The organism is Enterococcus sp. 7F3_DIV0205, assembly GCF_002141365.2.
GTDB lineage: Bacteria > Bacillota > Bacilli > Lactobacillales > Enterococcaceae > Enterococcus_L > Enterococcus_L palustris.
The window spans coordinates 2,248,257-2,265,980 of record NZ_CP147244.1; the positions used below are offsets into that span (position 1 = coordinate 2,248,257).

The following is a 17,724-nucleotide window of genomic DNA, read 5'->3' on the forward strand; positions in this document are numbered from 1 at the left end:
ACCCTTCCTTTTACTTCATTTTTTTCGAGATTGGCTCCAAACAAACAATAAAAATAAGATCGGACAAATAACAAATAAACTAGCTCCTATAGTGAATCCTTGCGGAAGAAATACTAGTGATAACTCATGCTCACCAGCTGGCACCGTGACAGCTAAAAAAGCTTCTTCTACAGCTTTTATTGGTACTTCTTTTCCATCCAGATAAGCTTTCCAACCTGAATCATAAGGAATTGTTGTAAAGAGTACATTTTCTTTTGTCGAATTGATGCTTGTTTTTAGCTTTCTTCCTTTCCCTTCAAACTCTACTCCTTTCCTTTGAGCAGATTGAATCATGGACTTAAAGTTTTCAGTGTTCAATATTAACGTATCCGGCCGCAGCATTTTCACAACAGAAACACCTCGAAAAGCAACTTTTACGGTTATCGTTGTGGCTTTTTCATAATAGCCCAAATTATAATATTGCCCTGTTCTAGGCATATCAGATGCCCTGCTAATACCATTAACGGTTACTTCTGCTACCGCATCACGCATAGCTCCACTATTTTCCACAAGTAGATTCAGATAGGCTTGAGAATGTGCTGGTACATCGACCGACCAGGTCATGATTTTGTCTGCAGATGGCTTTTCTTCTGAAAGATATAAAATATCTCCCTCTTGTTGCACAATCAAGTTTTCCTTGTTGACTTCTTTTGGCTCTTTAAAATAAAAAAGTGGTTGTTTGCTTTCAGCCAAATGCTTAATTAAACTCTCTTGATTTTGAAAAGCTTCTTTTTTATAAATACCTTTGTCCGTCAAGATTCCTAAAGGTAAAACATATTGATTTTCATACAAATCATAACTGCCGCTATTTTTAATGTTATTAAACCCATATTTCATAGGTGATTCTCTACCAATGTTATATTTGATTCCTAACAATGCGTCCATCAAAATTGTATTATTCTTATAATCGATATTCAGATTTGTCCCTGTTGAACGAAATCCTAGTTGATTCATATAACTAGATGAATGACGGTTTCTAATTGATGAAAACATCGAAACACCGCTATATCCATAATTAAAACTCTCATTATGAGAAATAGGATCAACATTCGCCATTCGATAAAAACCAGGTGTCAATGAATGCGTCTCATCAGTCAATGTCTTAATATCTTGATAATATTCTGTATATAGTTCTCTTTTAGGATAATTCCAGTCTTTTCTAACTCCAGCAATCATAGCTTGTGCATTAAATACTAATTCGATTCCTACTATAATCAATACTACTGCAGGAAGAAATTTCCGATAGTTGATTTTTGTATAGTACACAACACAAAGACCAACATACACTGCTAAAAAGAATAATGATAAAATCAGTGACTCTCTTGTGATATAGTCATATCTTTTTTTATTAGAAAAAATGTATGCACTAGTAAAGATGACCAGCAGAACGATTCCTATATTCACAAGTCGATTCAGCTCTTGTTTTTCCATCTTCTCAATACCGTAACCAGCAAAGAGCAAAATAAAAAAGGAGAATAAAAAACTAAATCGAAAAAGAAACATATTTGGCGAATGTAATCCGTGCCAGAATAAGTTTAATGGCTGAATATAGATGCTTGCTACCAAAAAAATGCCTAAACTTCCATAAATAATTTTTTCCTGTAGTAACACTCGTTTCGTTACAAAATAAAAAAGACAAAATAGCAACGGTAAAATACCCACATAAAAGAATGGCGCAGCCTCATATTTAGAAGTATCATACACCGCGCTCATACTCTTCACGACCATATCCCATGTACCTACATCTGGTGTTATCCACCGATTGATCTCTGTTAAACCTTCTCCATTATTACTTAAATCGAAAATAGTAGGTAAAATCGTGATCATCGACGTACATCCAGCAAGAATAGAGGTGATTAAATACATGGAAATCGATTTTTTATACTGTCCCCATTTTGTAAAACTTCTTGCAAAAAAGTATAAAAATGTAAAGATCCCTACCATAAATGCCATATAAAAGTTTGATAAAAATAAGAAAAGATAGCTGATAAACAACAATGTAGGCTTTTTTTTATCCATTAAACGGTGAATACCTAAAACGATTAATGGTAAATAAATCAAGGCATCTAACCACATAATCATTGGTGAATAAGCAATACCATAACTCATTAACGCATAGCTAACACTCAAACCCACTTTTATCCATTGAGGTACTTTAAAGGTATAGTGAGCAAAAATAAAAAAACTAAGTCCCATACAGCCAAATTTTAGTAACGTAATAACATACATGGCATCTGGTATATGTAAATTGTCAAAGAAAAAGACAATCGGAGTAAACACTCCATTTAAGTAATAACTCATCAAAGCCCAGTAATTTAATCCTAAAGAACCGTACCAAGTATAAAAAATATCCTGTTTTCCATGTAACATGTTATTAAAACTAGCGTAAAAGTTGGAAAATTGCGCAAAAGCATCACTAGCTAAGAGTGTCGTTTCACTTCCTAAATAAATGCCTTGCTGAAAGTAAACCCACGCTAAAACTAGTATAGGAACAATAACACTTGCTAACATTGACCAACAATTTACTCTCATAAATTTTTTGAGTTTTTCCATAGTTACCTCACTTATCTCTACAATTTATTCATTTAAAAATCCCATTTTAGATATGGGATAATAACGATAGACCACGATTCCTTCTATTTGCGACCGATCGATCAATCCTAATTGCCGACTATCCCTAGAATCATTGCGATTATCTCCTAAAACAAAATATTTGTCTTCGGGTATTGTTGTCATATGTTCTAATAGCCGAGAAACCTCTTTTGTTACCGATACTTCAGTGATTCCACTTGCTAAGTCGCCGTCGAATAGCGGTTTCTTTTTTTCATCTTGATTACTAGTAGTCACAATAGTCAAGCGTTTCTCATCAATCCGAATCTCATTGCCAGGAACTCCAATGACCCTTTTCACATATATCTTTCGCGGATCATCTTTGGGGTTAAAAGTAATTAGATCATGGGATGTCATTTTTTTCCCTTTCAGTACTAAAATTCGATCCCCATTTGTTAATGTGGGCTGCATAGAATGTCCATCCACTTGATGTGTTTTTACAAAAATCAAAAAACAAAGACAAACTATCATAAAGAAGAAGGAGAAAAACTTAGTTTTATTTCTAAAGAGCAATAATATTTTCTTTTTCTCTTTATACATTGTTCTTTTTCCTTTCTTCCCTAATTAAAAATGAGTCATCCGATGTAATGGGAAAATTCTCAACTCAATGACTCCAATGATGTCTTTTTCGTCTATATAACCAAAAGTTCGACTATCTGTCGCGTAGGAGCGATTATCTCCCAAAACAAAATATTTTCCTTTTGGAACTTGCAAGTTTCCTAATACTTCATTCAACGAAAAATCTTTGGTGAAAGTACTATTGCTGTTTTTTGATGTGGTTAACTGTTTGTCTATAAAACGCTCGACAGTCTCTGTGTCATTGATAAATAACTGATCGTTTTTATAATAAAGCGATTCAAAAGGCAATCCTATAATCCGTCGAATAGATTTGGCTCCACTTACTGGGTCTTTGTAATAAACTAAACTAAAACGTTTCACTGCACCTAATTTATTTACAAATAACCTATCTCTATCTTCCAAAGTGGTCATCATAGAATAGCCTTCCATTTTTGGTAGTGAAAATGTAAAAAAACTCAACAGTAAAAACAGAATGCTAGAAATAATGAGAGTGATCGTCAGTTCTAACATAATCTTTTTATAGTTTTTTCTCTTTCGCTTTCTTCCATATCTAGTTGTTTTTTTTCTAACAGCAGTTGCTTTTCTTTTATGGTGATTTCTAGTTTTTTTCGAGGTGGTCCGTATTCTTTCGTTTGATGATGGTTTCTTTCTTTTTGATTTTGTCATTGTCTGTTCCTGATACTTTCTTTAAAACTATTTCTTTTGTTTTAATGCAGATTCATTCACTTTAAAGACTTCAAAAATTTGTTTTTGGCTTTTTTTAATTTTCTTGATATCTTCTAGATAGTTAGAGACATATGTAGAATCATTTAAATTTTCAAGTGTACGGTTACTTAGATTCACACCAAACTCACGCACTAGCGCATAGTAACGATTCAACTTCTTTTGACCGTCTGTGCTCAACCCACCAAAGGCGTTTTTATTTCCATAAGTAATCATTAAAGAGGTCATATCAGCTAGCTTCTCATTCACTCTCCCAGCATCACTGCCCTCAGAAAGGCCTTGTAAATCTTTTTCTATTTCTTCAACTAAAAAATAACTTTGTACAATAGCATTAGCATCTTCTGTTTCTAGATGTGTTTGTTGATAATGGCGAGCATAGATTCCTCCACTCAACGTTGCAGCAGCTAGAACAAATAACAGTAGACTTGTTTGTGTATTTTTCCTTTGTTGTTTCTTGATTCTCGAAAGCATTCGTTTGATTTTTTTCTTTTTCTGTTTATTTCTAATTTTCTTACTCTTCAGCGAATTAAATTTTTTTTGCTTGCTTATCGATAAGATAAGACAAATCAATCCAAAAAAGAGGAAAAGAACAGAAGTTGATAACATTAAGATAAATAGCCAATCTAATATACTCACTCTACTTGTCCTCCTCTAACTAACAAATATAGAATTTTTACTGTCATTTCTTTTTATTTTTCTTTTTTCTTTTTTTAGAAGCAGCTTTTTTTTGAGAGATGACACGAACGATGACAAAGATAACCCCTATAACAAGAATAACTCCACCTATGATCAGCGCAATTAGTTTCCAATCAATCCCCTGCTCTTGTACTAAAGTGACATCTTGTGCATTGTATTTGTCTGCTTCTTCTTTTGTAATCTTAAAATCATTTGACCATTCCCATTTTTGATCACCACTAGTCACAAGGACATGCCCTGTGTATTCGCCGGCTTCCATACGTTCACCATTCATTTCAACTGGAAAATCGATCATTGAATTAGGAGACATTCTCATATTTGTCTTCTTAGTGTCATAAAGAACTTCGGATGAACCTTTTTTCATCACTTGCATATCAATCGTCATATCATTCAAAAATGCCGCTTGGATATTCGAAAAATTTACGAATATAGCGTTACGATAATTGGCCAATTCTGGATAAAATTTTTCGAATTTGACATCTGGCTTCACTTCTTTATCTGTTTCAGTTAATACCATGCCTAAAACATAAGCATAACGGTTAACGATTTGTTTTTCTTTTTTCTCTTTTTCTAATTGTTCATCTGATTTTTTTACTTGCATTTGAATACCACCAGCAATGATTCCATCATAGGAATCTGCAGGCATTGAAATATCTAAATCCAATGGAATTTTTTGTTTTGCCGGAATTTTAATTGTTTTTGGACCTTTGACAATATCTTGAAATTTATTTTTTAAAGAGGGATCATCTTTAAGCGTTGTTGGACCGAACTCAAGTACACCGTTGGAATTCGTTTTAGCTCCATTTAACTTAATTTCTACAGTGACTTCTTTGTCTGTGATATTGGTCATTTCAATTTGAACAGTCTGCTTTTGACCAGGATTCATCTTCAAATTGAAATAACCAGCATCTCCTATCTGATTCTCTGGACGAATCATTTTAAAATTGAAATTCCCCACATCCTCAGCTTCAGCTGCGTATGTATTTATTGCGGTCATTCCGAAACAAGCTATGTATAAAATAAAGTAAATTAATTTAAATTTTTTCATTTTTAACCTTCCTACTCTTTCACTAAGAAACAGTCCGCCGCTCCTCAAGATCGGCAGACTAATTTCATCAGTTTGTTTATATTTTGATTAAATCAAGTAGCGTTTTACAGCTTATGGTAAAACGTTCATTGACCAAGTGATTTCACCATGGTAGCCATTGTCTATGAACAATTCAGTTTCATCTTTGATATTTAGTTTTACAGATTTTTCTGAATCAGTTGCATCGCCTGCTGCGTAAGTTCCAAATAACATTTTGAATTTACCACGGCCTTTAGTAGCGTCTTCATGACCTAAAATTTGTGTTGGTTGACCAAACTCAACTGCTGTTGTTGCAACTGCTTCTGTTGGTGTTAACGTATTTGTTGGATCAGTTTCAGACTTAACACGTCCATTTAAGAATTGTAATGTTGCGCCGTCTAATTTTTTCTCTGTATTAGATGCTCCAACAGTTGTTTTTAATTCGCTTGTGATTTGTGCAGTGATTTCATATTTGTGCTCTAATTCAGTACGATCGTCCACAAATTCAACATAGTTAGGTGAGATCATTTTATCTGTAGAACCTTCTTGCCCATTCGCAACAAAGTTTTTCGCAAAGAAATGACGTCCAGTTCCTGAAGCTGCTGAATTATCTGATCCAAAGTTTAGAGGTGTGATTGCTCTAACACCAAAAGTTCCAGCGTCTGTTGTTACAAGACCACTAGTGATTGTTCCTTCACCACTACCGTCACCAGAAGTAAGAGTATTTGTTGTACCGTCGCCTGTATTAGCAGTAAATTGGATATCCATTCCTGCTGATGGTGCTGCTCCTGGTGCTGCTTTTACTGAATTTGGTACTGCTACTGCGATACCTACTGCTGCTAATAAAGCTGCTCCGCATAATTTGTGTGTTAATTTCATTTGTGTTTCCTCCTAATATATTGTGATTTATCTATGGTAGCTCGGATATAATCCAAGTTAACACCGTTGTATAAGTTCCAGCCTTTTTCTCTGTTGCTTCTGGAACTGCTAATTGTACTGCATTATTGATGAATGCATTTTTATTTACGGTTTCATCAATAATTGATTTTCCTTGGTCATCTAGCTTAGGGCTCAGAGTACCAGCTTGTCCGCTAGTATTCTCATCAGAAGCACCAAAAACGATGCTCCAGGTTCCTCCGCCATTTCCCAAGTCAGCTTCAGCCAAATTGTATGTTTCACCAATGTTATTCAATCGAATCACTTCTTTTGAAACTTTTGGCGACAATGATTGAGCTTTTTTGGAGTTTGTCCAAGAATTATCAAAAGACAGGACTGCTCCTTTTAGAATATGGTTTTTTTCTTCGAGTTTCTTAAACTGCTCCTCTTGACGTAATTGCAAGGTCCAGCCAGTTGGGTTCGATCGGTAATCTGATACTTGAACAAATTGCCCTCTTGCTGTTGTTTCTCCCTTAAATTGCTGTGCATTTGCTGGAAAAACAATGTTTCTTTCTGCAATTTTACTTGCTCCAAAGTTGAGTTCTGGAACAAAGTCTATCCGCAACGAGCCTTGTGATCCATTGATAATGCTAGGATCTACAATTACGTCTGGATTTTCAGGGTCTTTAATGCCATTTCCTTCATCTGGACGATCAGAAAATTGAATTTCAGCCCCGACTCCCACTCCTTCAGCTAAAGCTGTCTGAGCAGTTGCTGTAAAAGCTAAGCAAGAGAGAACGACGATGATCACCTTTTTAGTTTTCATTTTTCTCATTCTCCCCCCTCCTCCGCTTTGCTTGATTATTACGTTTCAGCAAATACAGAATGAAAGCAATCAGCAGCAATAATATGCCGCTTATAGATAAACTTCTTTTTACTAACTCACCAGTAGATGGATATCTACCTTTGGGTTTAGTTGGAAAGTTCGACTGACTAGAGTTTGTTGAACTTGAAACAACAGATTCGCTACTAGAAGATGAGTCTGTTGTGCTATCACTTGAAGAAGAATCATTTTCAAGAAAAGTGATCTGACCTTTGGTTTGAACCGCTCCACCATTTTCTGTAGCCTCAACTGTTTGGAATAGACCAAAAAACAGAATGAAGGCGAGAATGAAGGGCAACGTGTACCATACATGATTATTTTTTTTCATGAGTTCCCCTCCATTTATGGTGTAATTCCTAGTTGAAATTGAATGACAGCATGATAACTGCCTAACTCATTAACCGCTCCTGGTGCAACTTCCATCTTAAATCCATCACCCGTTGAACTCCAAGTATCACTAATACTATAATCTCCAGCATTCGTTGTTTTACGAGAAACTATTGGTAAAAAGTCATTACGTAAGATAATTTCATCCTTACCATTTTTGTAGCGGATCACTTCATTCAAAATTTTTCCTGATTTATTTGATAGTGGTGTCGTCAGAGCGGCTTTTAAGGTCCAATCTTGATTACCTAATCGATTATCTGTTATAACGAACGGATCATCTGTAATCTCGGCGCTATCTACTCGGATTTTTTTATAACTAGAAGTGACTGTTCCAAAATCAAAGCCAACAGGCGCCGACTTGATCTCTAATACACCAGTGTAGTAAAACTCCACTAGGTAGTTTTCACCGTACTTCACTGTTACTTCGCTAGAAACTACTGGTTGTTCTTCTTCATCAATAACTACTTTGCTCAGCACGTAGCCATCAATTTTTTTAGCTGAAATTGTCACTTCTTCACCAATCAACCCAGTGAGAGAAGGTTCTTCAGTTAGCTCTCTCTCTGAATCTTCTTCCAAATATAATACCGTGATATCAGCGATTCTTGGTTTGATAATGAACGTTTTTAACGCGCCAGAAGACGCTTCTACCGTTGTACCAGCAGCTGTTGTTCCGCTGACTTTATAGGCTTGTTTCACTTCTATATTTTTATCAATAGGCGGTTCAGCAATTTGGGAAACAACATTATAAGTTAAGTTCATCACCGCACTAGGTGCTATTTTCCCAAGTTTTACCTTTAACTTTCTATCTGCACTGAACTCAATATCGCTAGCTGCGATAGTCGTTCCGTTTAATTTAACGGATGTTTTATCGACTGTAACATTGGCAGGGAATGCCTCTGTTGTTTCATAAAGAACATTATTCCAAACTGATGGTGCTAAGGCTTTATTTTGAAAAGTTGAAGTAAATTCTACTGTTTCACTTTCCAAAATCTCTGCTTTGCCAATCGTTAGATTCGCTGAGACATCTGGTGCAGTGTGGGGACTGATCGTCCAAGTTTCTGGAGCTGAGTCCATTCCACGAGCATCTGTCAACCAAACCGATAATTCATGACTAGTATCACCAAGTACAGAGGCTGGGATCACTCCCGTAAAATCACGTAAGGTGTCTACTGGACTGTTGGCTACTCCTCGACTTAGCGTTTTGACCACACCATCATCAAGTGAATATTTAATATCCACAGCTGTATCATCAGCATCTTTCCACTTACCAGCCAGATTATAATCTGAACCCGTCATAAACCACTCTTGCTTATCCGCTATTGTAATTTCTGGCGGCGAGTTGTAAGTCAATTTCTGTTCTACTGTATTAGATACTTTTCCACTACTATTTCTGGTATAAACATAAACTGACTTATTTCCTTTAGAACCTAAGTCACTTTTAGGAATATCAAATGAAAATTCAACATTCGTTCCTGGAACGTAGGGACTAATTGTTTTAACAAGTTTAAATGTTCCTGCTGTACCTGTCATTGAATAATAAATATCTTCTTTGGTTGTTGTGCCGAAGTCCATAATTGTACCTGTAACGGTATGAGAAACGCCGTCATAAAAAACATTTTCTTCATCTAAATCCAACATTGGCAACGATTCACCCTGCGGTTTAGCAGAAAATGACATCACATAGCCAGTAGATTCACCTTGGTCTATATCAACGGGTTTATTTTTCACGTATAACGCCGTATCATAAACATCTGCTGTTTCATTTTGTTCCTTTGAATAGGCAATATCTCCCATTGGGGCATTTAACACTTCTTGCCCTGTACTGTAAGCATCTGAAAAGCCAGTAATTTTTGGATTATAGAAATCCCTTGGTTGGCCGTTAGGCATCATCTGTTTAACGCTCCAGCTATCCGGTCGATCTTTTGTATCAAAATAAAAATTTGCTGATGCATACGACTCTGATGCATCGGGATTTCCTTTAGCATCTACACCATAGCTATCGTAACTAACACCCAGATTAGACCCTAGAAACTTAACAGGCATAATGTTATCTCCGCGCGGTATAGTTGGGCTCGAACTTAATAAATCCACATCATATCGTCCACCCAACACAAAATTTTGTAATGGTACATTACTTAAATTGGTAATTTTTGTAGCATATCTTGTTTTCCCTGTTGGCGCAATAACAAATTCAGTCACTACTTTCACATGATAATCAAATGTATTTTCTGTCACTACTGCAGGATTATTTCTCAATTCATATTCAATTTTGACTGATCGATTGTAAGAAGGCGATATTGGGTCGTTTGGTGTCAATACTACATCAGCACGATAATGCTTTATATTAGATACTAATGAGACTGGTTTACTATCTCCTCCACCTTGTCCGAATTCATTTAAGGGCTCAATTACTTTATCCCCTTGAACAAAAATTAATGGTGCAGAACTCGCAGTAACTCCTCGTTTATCGTGTGACAGACCAACGTAGCTTCCATCATATCTCAACACATTTAGGTATTGTAAACCACTGAATCGAAGAGTATACTGTATCATTAATTTTAGTTTTTCCAGTTCTTTCGTATCTTTGTCGATCGGTAAGCCTCCAAACGAAACAAGCTCTAAGAAATATCCCTTAGGTGGACTAAGGTCAATCTTAGCGGTCCGTGGAGTAGAAACTTCCTCCCAATCTCTCATACTCTCTAACGCGTATGGTTGAAATAACGGTGGATATTGTGACTGCTCTGTTATTTCAGCAACTTGATCCCCTTTTGTTTCCTGTGCTTTAATACTAGAAGTATGCCACCCAAGAACAAGGCTTATCACTACTAAAACGCTCATACTCATAAATAAAAGCATGCCTTTTTTATTTTTCATCTTTATCCTCCTTTCTTCAATAGTTGTGTACATTTATTTCAATTTTTCATCTTGCAATGTACCAGTTATCGACAGCAGTTGGTTCTTAAAATGAAGCTGATTTATTTTATAAAGAAAGTCTTACTTGCTTCTAAATTTGGCGTGTCGATTTCCAAGCATGATAAAAAAAAGAAATTAAGCTATATTTGTCACCGTCTTTGATTCGGAATGTATCCTAATCAAACGCCATGACACATCGTTTTTCTCCCTTACATTACAGTACTTACCATATACCCTTTAGAACGTACCGTTTTAATGTATTTTGGCTGATTAGGATTCTCTTCTATTTTTTTGCGTAAATGAAAAACCAGATTGCTAACTCGATACTGTTTATTTCCATCTCGATTACTATTAAAGTCATCTTTCCAGACGTTTTCGTATATCTCTTCATATGTAACTGCAATTCCAACATTCGCTAGCAAAAATGAAATTGTTTGGAATTCCAGTCTGGTCAAACTAATTTCAGTTTTTCCTTCAAGAATCACACTCAAATTAGTAGGGTTTAGTTCCAGCTCACTACTACATGTTCCCTTTTCATAAGGCTCCTTAGGAAAAACTGTTCCTTTTTCTCTATTAATTCTATTTAAGATATTTGAAAACTGTAAAATGGATTCTTCTTGCTCGTGCTCTGCATCAACTACCCCATCAGCACCAAGTTGCAAATAAACAATTTTACTTGTTTTTGTTAAATTTTTAGAAACAACCCAAATCAACATTTCATAGCGTCTTCTTAATTCTAAAATTAGCTCACATGTATGCTTTAACCCTGAAGATGAAGAGTCTTCAATTATTAATGCATCCATCTTAGAAGCTTCATTCAATACATCTTCTCTGGATAGCGAATATAATCGATATGTTATTTTACTTAACTGATTAGCGTATGTATCGTCGTTTGATTCTCGTGTGTGTACAATTCCTATGCTATACATAATCTTCTATCCTTTCTATTTGATATAAATGTTCATCTCTTAAGTTAAATCGAAATCTTATTTATACTAAAATTATATCTTTTAAATCTCGTTTTAAATTACATAAAATCCTTTTTTTTCAGTTTTTTTTGAAATATTGTCAATTTCTTTGATATAACAACACTTTTTTGTATTTTTTTCACGTTATATGTTATATTTTCATAAAACAAACCAACATTTTTTGTTGGTTTTTCATTTTAAAAAGGAATGCGGTGAGTGTATGAAACGAAAGTTTATTAAAAAAAACGAAGAAAAAAAATTCGAACTATTTAAAAAAATTTTGTTTAGTACTAAAGGAATTGGTATTCAAGAAATTATTCAGGAGAGTAAAGACTCCAAGAGTACTACTTATCGTTATATACAACAACTTAACGAAGATTTGAGCCGTCTGTTTCTCGAAACACCAATAAAAATAGAACAACAGAATACTATCTTTTCCATCGTATTACCCGATTCTTTGAATGTGAGCTACGCTATTAATACTTTACGTTTCAGCTATATCTCTATTTCGCCAGAGTACTTGATCTTTTCAGCTATCGCTGATAAAAATCATATATCGTTGGAATCTCTGGCCCAAACTATCAATTTGAGTCCTTCTTATGCCTATAGAACTTTAAAAATTTTAAATAAACGATTGGCTTATTTTAGAGTCAAAATTGCCTTTGGCGATTTGAACAGAAAAGAAAATCTTCAAGGAACTGAAACCGACATTCGCTTTTTTCTCTTTTATGCTTATTGGAATATTTTAAAAGGAGCGATATGGCCTTTCCACAGATCTCCTGATTATTTTAAACAGTTACCCATTCCAATCAAGACAACTTTAGCACCATCCCAATTAACTAGACTACGCTATTTTCAAAATATTACCTATTGGAGGATTTTGTACTTACAAGAAAAAATCACTATTGATGATGCCTTTCTCTCCTATTTAATTATTTTGAATGAAAAAAACCCTACTATATTTACTTTAGATTTCACTACTGTCCTATCACATGATGAAATCAGAGCGGAACAAGTGTACTTTAGTTTCTTAGCTAGATTTTTTATTCCTAATATTGATACAAAAGAAACCAAACAGCAGACTGCACAATTATTGATTGATTCAAATCTTCCCTTAACGAATAGCTGCACAAATTTATTAAAATTTTTGCAAAAAAAATACGACCTTGTTATCAAAGACGAATCTTATCTTTTTTTCTACTACCATGTGTTTATAGCTCTTCTTTTTGTTCATTATATTCAAGTTGACTATGATCCTTTGGTGGAAAATGAAAAACATTTATCGTCATTGGATGGAGGAAAACAAACATTCTCTAAGATGGAGAAAGAGCTGGATGCCTTCGTCACCAATTTTTTTAAAACCGATCCTTTTTTAAAAAAAATAGTCTCTAGAGGGTTGATCACATATATGACTAATGTCCTTTATTATGTGATCGATACCTCTCGAAAGGTAGAGCCACTGATTATTTTCTGTCAATACTCTAGAGATTTCTATACAACAGATCAGATTAAAAGTAGCTTATTGTCCACATTCGGCACTCAAACCATTCAATTTACGGCAGATATTCTTAACGCAGATGTTGTTATCTCCGATTGTTATGAAGGAGATATCAACAATCAAGACTTTTTTTTCTTTGATAATCCTTTTGATTCCCAAACTTGGGCGGAACTATCAAAATTTATCAATTATCGTATCCATAATTCTTCTACATTTAAATAGCGTCAATTTAAACTGACTAGCTGCTGAGTAATTTCTCGTTGACCATAATTTTGGATAATCTCCTTTTGAATTTCGAAGATTGCATTGTTGATATCAGCATAATCCGAAAAGGACGTAACAAATATTTCTCGTGTTTGTTCTGGAGTGTCTAATAATTGAATATCCGTAACCAAAAGATCTGGAGAATCTCGAAAAGTCGGTACTAATTGAATCCTATCACCAAAAATCAAAGCTAACTTATTGACAATTATCTCTTCGATAAATACCTTTGAGTTTTGAACCATTATTTTTACAGGTTCGTATTTATATTCATGCAACTTATTGAGCAATGCATAGATAAGTAGATACAAGGAATTAACAAACGCTTCTTTAGAGATAGTAAGTACCTCCCACCAGGGTTGATAAATTGTAGAAGTCGTTATCTCTTCCACAATTCTTTCTACTTGTCCGATGATTTTCTTCTCTGCTGCATCACGATAATAAAAATTACTAGTATCATATACGTAATAAAAGATACTCAAATCAGCATAGCAAGTATTAAAAACTAGATGCATTTTGTCTATTTCCTGTCTGACTTGTAAAAAAAGTTCTTTATTTTCTCTTGAGGCTCCTGAAAAAAAAGTTTGAATAATTATTTCAGTCAATAGATTACTTTGTTGTATAAAGGGGAAATTATGATCATTATAAAATAATTCGTAGCGATCATAATCGATTTCTCGTAAACTTAAGTCCTCCTTGTACATCAATAATTCAACAAAACTTACCTCATGCCACACTTGATCTATAGTTCTATTTTTTTTTGAATTGAAGTAATCGACCAATACATTTTTATATTCAAATAACCCTTGCTTCGTTAGCTTTGTCAAAACATCATTCTTGCAATAGTATTTTTGCGAAGAACGAATATTGCTAATATAAATAAGCAAACAAATTTTTCGTTGACGAACTTGATTAAGCGTCTGCCAATTTTCAACATACTTATAGATCGTTGTTTCTATTTCACGATATTCTTGTTCACTAAACTCCCATTTACTTGATGAGTAACAAAAAAATAGATAAAAAAAGTTTCTGACTTTTAATTCATTCCCTTGAATCTGATTATCACGTGTCAATTGTAAATCAAACTTTTCTAAAATCGCGGCTAGTCTTTGACGATAACGAGAAAATGTAGGCGGACTTATGTACTCTAAGTCACAGAATTTTTTTGCGTCTACTTTTTCATATAAAAATATAGTACGAATTATTTTATATAGTACTGATTTTTTTATACACTCGGATGCTATGCTCATTAAATCTAAATTTTCTGCATATATCCCTTTAATTGTCTTGTTTGCATAAATAATTTGAAATTGATTGTCAGAAAAAGAAAATTCTTGCTCAAATCTTCTGATCACTTGCAAAACAGTCTTTTCAGAAAGATTTGTGTTTTCAGATATTTGCTTCACACTGACTATCTTTTTTTTGTTATCTATATAACTTAGAATTTTCAATTGTCTATCATATGTTTCATCTAAAAAAGCTCTCATTAGTATCCCCAAATCTTTTTTGTTTTTGTTTCGCTTCCCCAAACATCTCTTTTTACAAATAATATACTTTTTTTTTCTTTTCCCGTTTCTTTTTATCCTCTTTTTCCAGTAAAAAAAGAAATAACTTGTGAACATCATCATTATGCAATATTTCACATATTTTTTATTATTTTTTTTAGAATAAAAAGTATCAAAAAAAAGTAGAAACGAGAAATTATATCTTTATAATTTGAATATCATTTGAACGTAATAGTCCTAAATACACTAAAAAAAAGAAGAACAACTATTTTTTGTTGTCCTTCTTTTTTATAAAAGTGTGATTTTTTTTATCTAAACATTGTTTGTGCAGCTTTAGCTAACACTTTAGGATCGCGATTATACGGCGTCACAGCAATGATTTCCTTGTCAATATCAAACAACGTATACACTGCAATTCGAGCAGCACGTACTGAATATTCTTCTGTAAAGACCATATCTTTTGGTATTTCAACAAATTGACTGACCATCGCAAAGTTCGTGCTATTTTCTGGAACGACTTGAGGACGATCGTCCATTTTGCGTGGTTGGAACTGCGCATCAATATATGGCATATAGGCAGGAATCACATTTACCACATCTTTGTGAATTTCCTCCCAATCACTTTGCCAACCCATTTGACAAATCCACTCATATAAAATTTCTTCTCCTGTACAATCACGCATTGGTTTTTTCACATAATCGCCGACTTTGTCTGTATAAATCCCGTATCCCCAGAAAATCGTTGTATCAGGATCTTGATTTTTAAAATGAGGTTGTGCTGCGACAACGGTACTCATCAACCAACTTGAATCCTTCAACGTCATTAATGCACCTGATCCTGGAATATTGCCAGAAAATTCTTCGATTCGTTTTAATAACTTATCACCGCGGCAAGTAACCGTAAAACTTTCCCAGTTAGTTTGTGCTTCATTACCGAAGAATGGTTCCGGATTCCCTAATCCTGCTTTTTTCTTGGCGATATTGCGCCATAGACGAGCAGAACGTGATTCTTCTGTAACCTCTGGCGCTGGAGTACTCCAATCCCCTTCTGTCGAACTATCAGTCATGGTTCCATTGGTCATGATCACGACGTCTTCTTCATTCAGTTCAATAGTTTCACCATTCCCCAGCTTCAATGCTGTAACAGTGATTTCTGCACCTGGTTTAAATTCTAAATCAACCACATCTTCATTCAGAGTAAAATCAACACCGTGTTTTTCTAAAAAGGCTTTTAACGGTAAAATTACACTATCATATTGATTCAATGGTGTACGCGTTACGCCTTCTAATGTATCGATACGAGAAAATTCTAAAATCATTCGATTCATATAACGACGTAATTCAAAGGCACTGCTCCATTTTTGGAAAGCGAAAGTTGTTTGCCACATGTACCAGAAGTTGGTTTCAAAGAAATGTGGACCAAACCACTCTTCGATCGTTACGCCATCTAAACTTTCTTCTGAGGCAGCTAATAATTTTGTCATCGCTAAACGATCTTCATTGTCAAATCCCATTGTATGTGCGTCAAGGATTTCTTGGTCCTTTGTCACTAAGCGTGCTTGAGCATGTGTTGGATGTAAGTGATCAAAGTTCAAAATTTCTTCTGTTACACTGTGATTTGCCCATTCAAGTGAAGGGATGCTACTAAATAATTCCCAGAAGTTTTCATACGTTTCTTCATTTAACATTCGACCACCGCGAGCAACGAACCCTTTTTCGTTGGTACCGATTCCGTCATTGCTTCCGCCCAGAATTTTCATGCCTTCGATCACGTGGATATTTTTCCCATTAAAGTTTGCATCACGAATCAAGTAAGCCGCTGCCGCCATTGTAGCGATTCCGCCGCCAATTAGATAAACCTGTTTGTCTCCATAATAACGGCTGTTGATCTCTTCTTCTATCTCAGCAACTTTTTCTACTTTCTTTTCAGCGGATACTTTTTTAGCAAGGAAAGCTGCACCTAATGCACCTGCTGCGGCTAATCCAATATGTCTTTTTTTCATGAAAATCCCCCCGATTCAATTTATGAACCTAGCGTACAATGATTCCATGTAAATGTCTTGTGATAGCCTTTCCATTCCGTCTTCTTTTTAGACAGAATGAACAATTTGTCACAATAGTTCGTTTTCTTGCGCATACAGACGATAAGAGAAAAATTCTGTATCTTTGGCTAAACGGAATAACTGTGTGGCGATTTCTAATGGTGATTCTTTATAACTGCCTAAAATCCAATCGATCAAGACACCACTACAGCCATACGAAAAAAATCGCGCGTAAAATAGTTTGTCTTCTGGAAGTAGTTGATTTTCTTTGTCCATTTGATCGAATAAATTAATGAAGAGTTTATTTGTGATTGCCGAAAAGCATTTTCTTAGGATATCTGAATCTGAACTAACAGTATTATAGTAGAAATCACTTTTGGATTGGATCGCTTTTAACATTTTTAAGGCTTGCTCTTCCCAATTGTCGATGCTGACGTCTGGTGAGTCTAGATAGATCAATGCATCGTGGGTGTAGATCCAACGTAATAGATCTTGTTTGTCCGTAAAGTGATAATAGAATGTTTGGCGGTTTAAGCCGACTTCTTTGGTGATATCTTGCACGCTGATTTTACTGAATAGCTTTTTATCGCATAATTCGATCAATGCAGACGAGATGGCTTTTTTGGTTATTTGTGATTCGCTCATGATTTTTTCCTCGCTTTTTTTAGTTACATACAT

14 protein-coding genes are annotated in these 17,724 nt (G+C 34.8%); 1 reads left to right on the top strand and 13 read right to left on the bottom strand.

Annotated elements, in window-relative coordinates:
* Positions 1-15 precede the first annotated feature (15 nt).
* The 10 genes from A5821_RS10635 to A5821_RS10680 all read right to left on the bottom strand — a co-directional run bounded on the left by A5821_RS10635 (position 16) and on the right by A5821_RS10680 (position 11,701).
* On the bottom strand, positions 16-2,592 hold the full coding sequence (locus A5821_RS10635; protein WP_086314550.1) for a YfhO family protein: 2,577 nt from the start codon (positions 2,590-2,592) through the stop codon (positions 16-18).
* Between the two features lie 24 nt (positions 2,593-2,616).
* Positions 2,617-3,189 (bottom strand): signal peptidase I, encoded by a 573-nt coding sequence (gene lepB, locus A5821_RS10640; RefSeq protein WP_086314551.1) that lies wholly within the window; start codon positions 3,187-3,189, stop codon positions 2,617-2,619.
* 24 nt (positions 3,190-3,213) lie between these two features.
* The gene (lepB, locus tag A5821_RS10645) at positions 3,214-3,894 is read right to left on the bottom strand and encodes a signal peptidase I (protein ID WP_422392077.1); all 681 of its coding nucleotides are present in this window, start codon (positions 3,892-3,894) and stop codon (positions 3,214-3,216) included.
* Between the two features lie 27 nt (positions 3,895-3,921).
* Complete coding sequence (locus A5821_RS10650; RefSeq protein ID WP_086314552.1) at positions 3,922-4,587, bottom strand: hypothetical protein; 666 nt, start codon at positions 4,585-4,587, stop codon at positions 3,922-3,924.
* 43 nt (positions 4,588-4,630) lie between these two features.
* Positions 4,631-5,695 (bottom strand): DUF916 and DUF3324 domain-containing protein, encoded by a 1,065-nt coding sequence (locus A5821_RS10655; RefSeq protein WP_086314553.1) that lies wholly within the window; start codon positions 5,693-5,695, stop codon positions 4,631-4,633.
* Positions 5,696-5,806: 111 nt separating this feature from the next.
* Positions 5,807-6,592: a WxL domain-containing protein gene (locus A5821_RS10660; protein ID WP_086314554.1), complete on the bottom strand. Its 786-nt coding sequence runs from the start codon at positions 6,590-6,592 to the stop codon at positions 5,807-5,809.
* Positions 6,593-6,623: 31 nt separating this feature from the next.
* On the bottom strand, positions 6,624-7,424 hold the full coding sequence (locus A5821_RS10665; protein ID WP_249921869.1) for a WxL domain-containing protein: 801 nt from the start codon (positions 7,422-7,424) through the stop codon (positions 6,624-6,626).
* A complete protein-coding gene (locus A5821_RS10670) occupies positions 7,405-7,800 on the bottom strand; it encodes an LPXTG cell wall anchor domain-containing protein (protein WP_086314555.1) in 396 nt (131 codons plus the stop codon). Before A5821_RS10670 ends, A5821_RS10665 begins: the two co-directional genes overlap by 20 nt.
* Before the next feature lie 14 nt (positions 7,801-7,814).
* Positions 7,815-10,733 (bottom strand): MucBP domain-containing protein, encoded by a 2,919-nt coding sequence (locus A5821_RS10675; protein ID WP_086314556.1) that lies wholly within the window; start codon positions 10,731-10,733, stop codon positions 7,815-7,817.
* Between the two features lie 248 nt (positions 10,734-10,981).
* Positions 10,982-11,701, bottom strand: coding sequence for a winged helix-turn-helix domain-containing protein (locus tag A5821_RS10680; RefSeq protein ID WP_086314557.1), 720 nt, complete (start codon positions 11,699-11,701; stop codon positions 10,982-10,984).
* Between the two features lie 259 nt (positions 11,702-11,960).
* On the opposite strand from A5821_RS10680, the gene A5821_RS10685 reads away from it, so the two are divergent.
* The gene (locus A5821_RS10685; protein ID WP_086314558.1) at positions 11,961-13,460 is read left to right on the top strand and encodes a helix-turn-helix domain-containing protein; all 1,500 of its coding nucleotides are present in this window, start codon (positions 11,961-11,963) and stop codon (positions 13,458-13,460) included.
* Between the two features lie 2 nt (positions 13,461-13,462).
* On the opposite strand, the gene A5821_RS10690 is transcribed toward A5821_RS10685, so the two are convergent.
* The 3 genes from A5821_RS10690 to A5821_RS10700 form a co-directional block, all read right to left on the bottom strand.
* Positions 13,463-14,986: a helix-turn-helix domain-containing protein gene (locus A5821_RS10690; protein ID WP_086314559.1), complete on the bottom strand. Its 1,524-nt coding sequence runs from the start codon at positions 14,984-14,986 to the stop codon at positions 13,463-13,465.
* 326 nt (positions 14,987-15,312) lie between these two features.
* The gene (locus A5821_RS10695) at positions 15,313-17,007 is read right to left on the bottom strand and encodes an oleate hydratase (RefSeq protein ID WP_086314560.1); all 1,695 of its coding nucleotides are present in this window, start codon (positions 17,005-17,007) and stop codon (positions 15,313-15,315) included.
* Positions 17,008-17,115: 108 nt separating this feature from the next.
* A complete protein-coding gene (locus A5821_RS10700; protein WP_086314561.1) occupies positions 17,116-17,691 on the bottom strand; it encodes a TetR/AcrR family transcriptional regulator in 576 nt (191 codons plus the stop codon).
* Between the last annotated feature and the right edge of the window lie 33 nt (positions 17,692-17,724).

What these genes read in the sequence shown, in the direction of transcription:
- A5821_RS10635 (WP_086314550.1), bottom strand. Translation starts at nt 2,592, where the DNA reads ATGGAAAAACTCAAAAAATTTATGAGAGTAAATTGTTGGTCAATGTTA.
- lepB (WP_086314551.1), bottom strand. Translation starts at nt 3,189, where the DNA reads ATGTATAAAGAGAAAAAGAAAATATTATTGCTCTTTAGAAATAAAACT.
- lepB (WP_422392077.1), bottom strand. Translation starts at nt 3,894, where the DNA reads ATGACAAAATCAAAAAGAAAGAAACCATCATCAAACGAAAGAATACGG.
- A5821_RS10655 (WP_086314553.1), bottom strand. Translation starts at nt 5,695, where the DNA reads ATGAAAAAATTTAAATTAATTTACTTTATTTTATACATAGCTTGTTTC.
- A5821_RS10660 (WP_086314554.1), bottom strand. Translation starts at nt 6,592, where the DNA reads ATGAAATTAACACACAAATTATGCGGAGCAGCTTTATTAGCAGCAGTA.
- A5821_RS10665 (WP_249921869.1), bottom strand. Translation starts at nt 7,424, where the DNA reads ATGAGAAAAATGAAAACTAAAAAGGTGATCATCGTCGTTCTCTCTTGC.
- A5821_RS10670 (WP_086314555.1), bottom strand. Translation starts at nt 7,800, where the DNA reads ATGAAAAAAAATAATCATGTATGGTACACGTTGCCCTTCATTCTCGCC.
- A5821_RS10675 (WP_086314556.1), bottom strand. Translation starts at nt 10,733, where the DNA reads ATGAAAAATAAAAAAGGCATGCTTTTATTTATGAGTATGAGCGTTTTA.
- A5821_RS10680 (WP_086314557.1), bottom strand. Translation starts at nt 11,701, where the DNA reads ATGTATAGCATAGGAATTGTACACACACGAGAATCAAACGACGATACA.
- A5821_RS10685 (WP_086314558.1), top strand. Translation starts at nt 11,961, where the DNA reads ATGAAACGAAAGTTTATTAAAAAAAACGAAGAAAAAAAATTCGAACTA.
- A5821_RS10690 (WP_086314559.1), bottom strand. Translation starts at nt 14,986, where the DNA reads ATGAGAGCTTTTTTAGATGAAACATATGATAGACAATTGAAAATTCTA.
- A5821_RS10695 (WP_086314560.1), bottom strand. Translation starts at nt 17,007, where the DNA reads ATGAAAAAAAGACATATTGGATTAGCCGCAGCAGGTGCATTAGGTGCA.
- A5821_RS10700 (WP_086314561.1), bottom strand. Translation starts at nt 17,691, where the DNA reads ATGAGCGAATCACAAATAACCAAAAAAGCCATCTCGTCTGCATTGATC.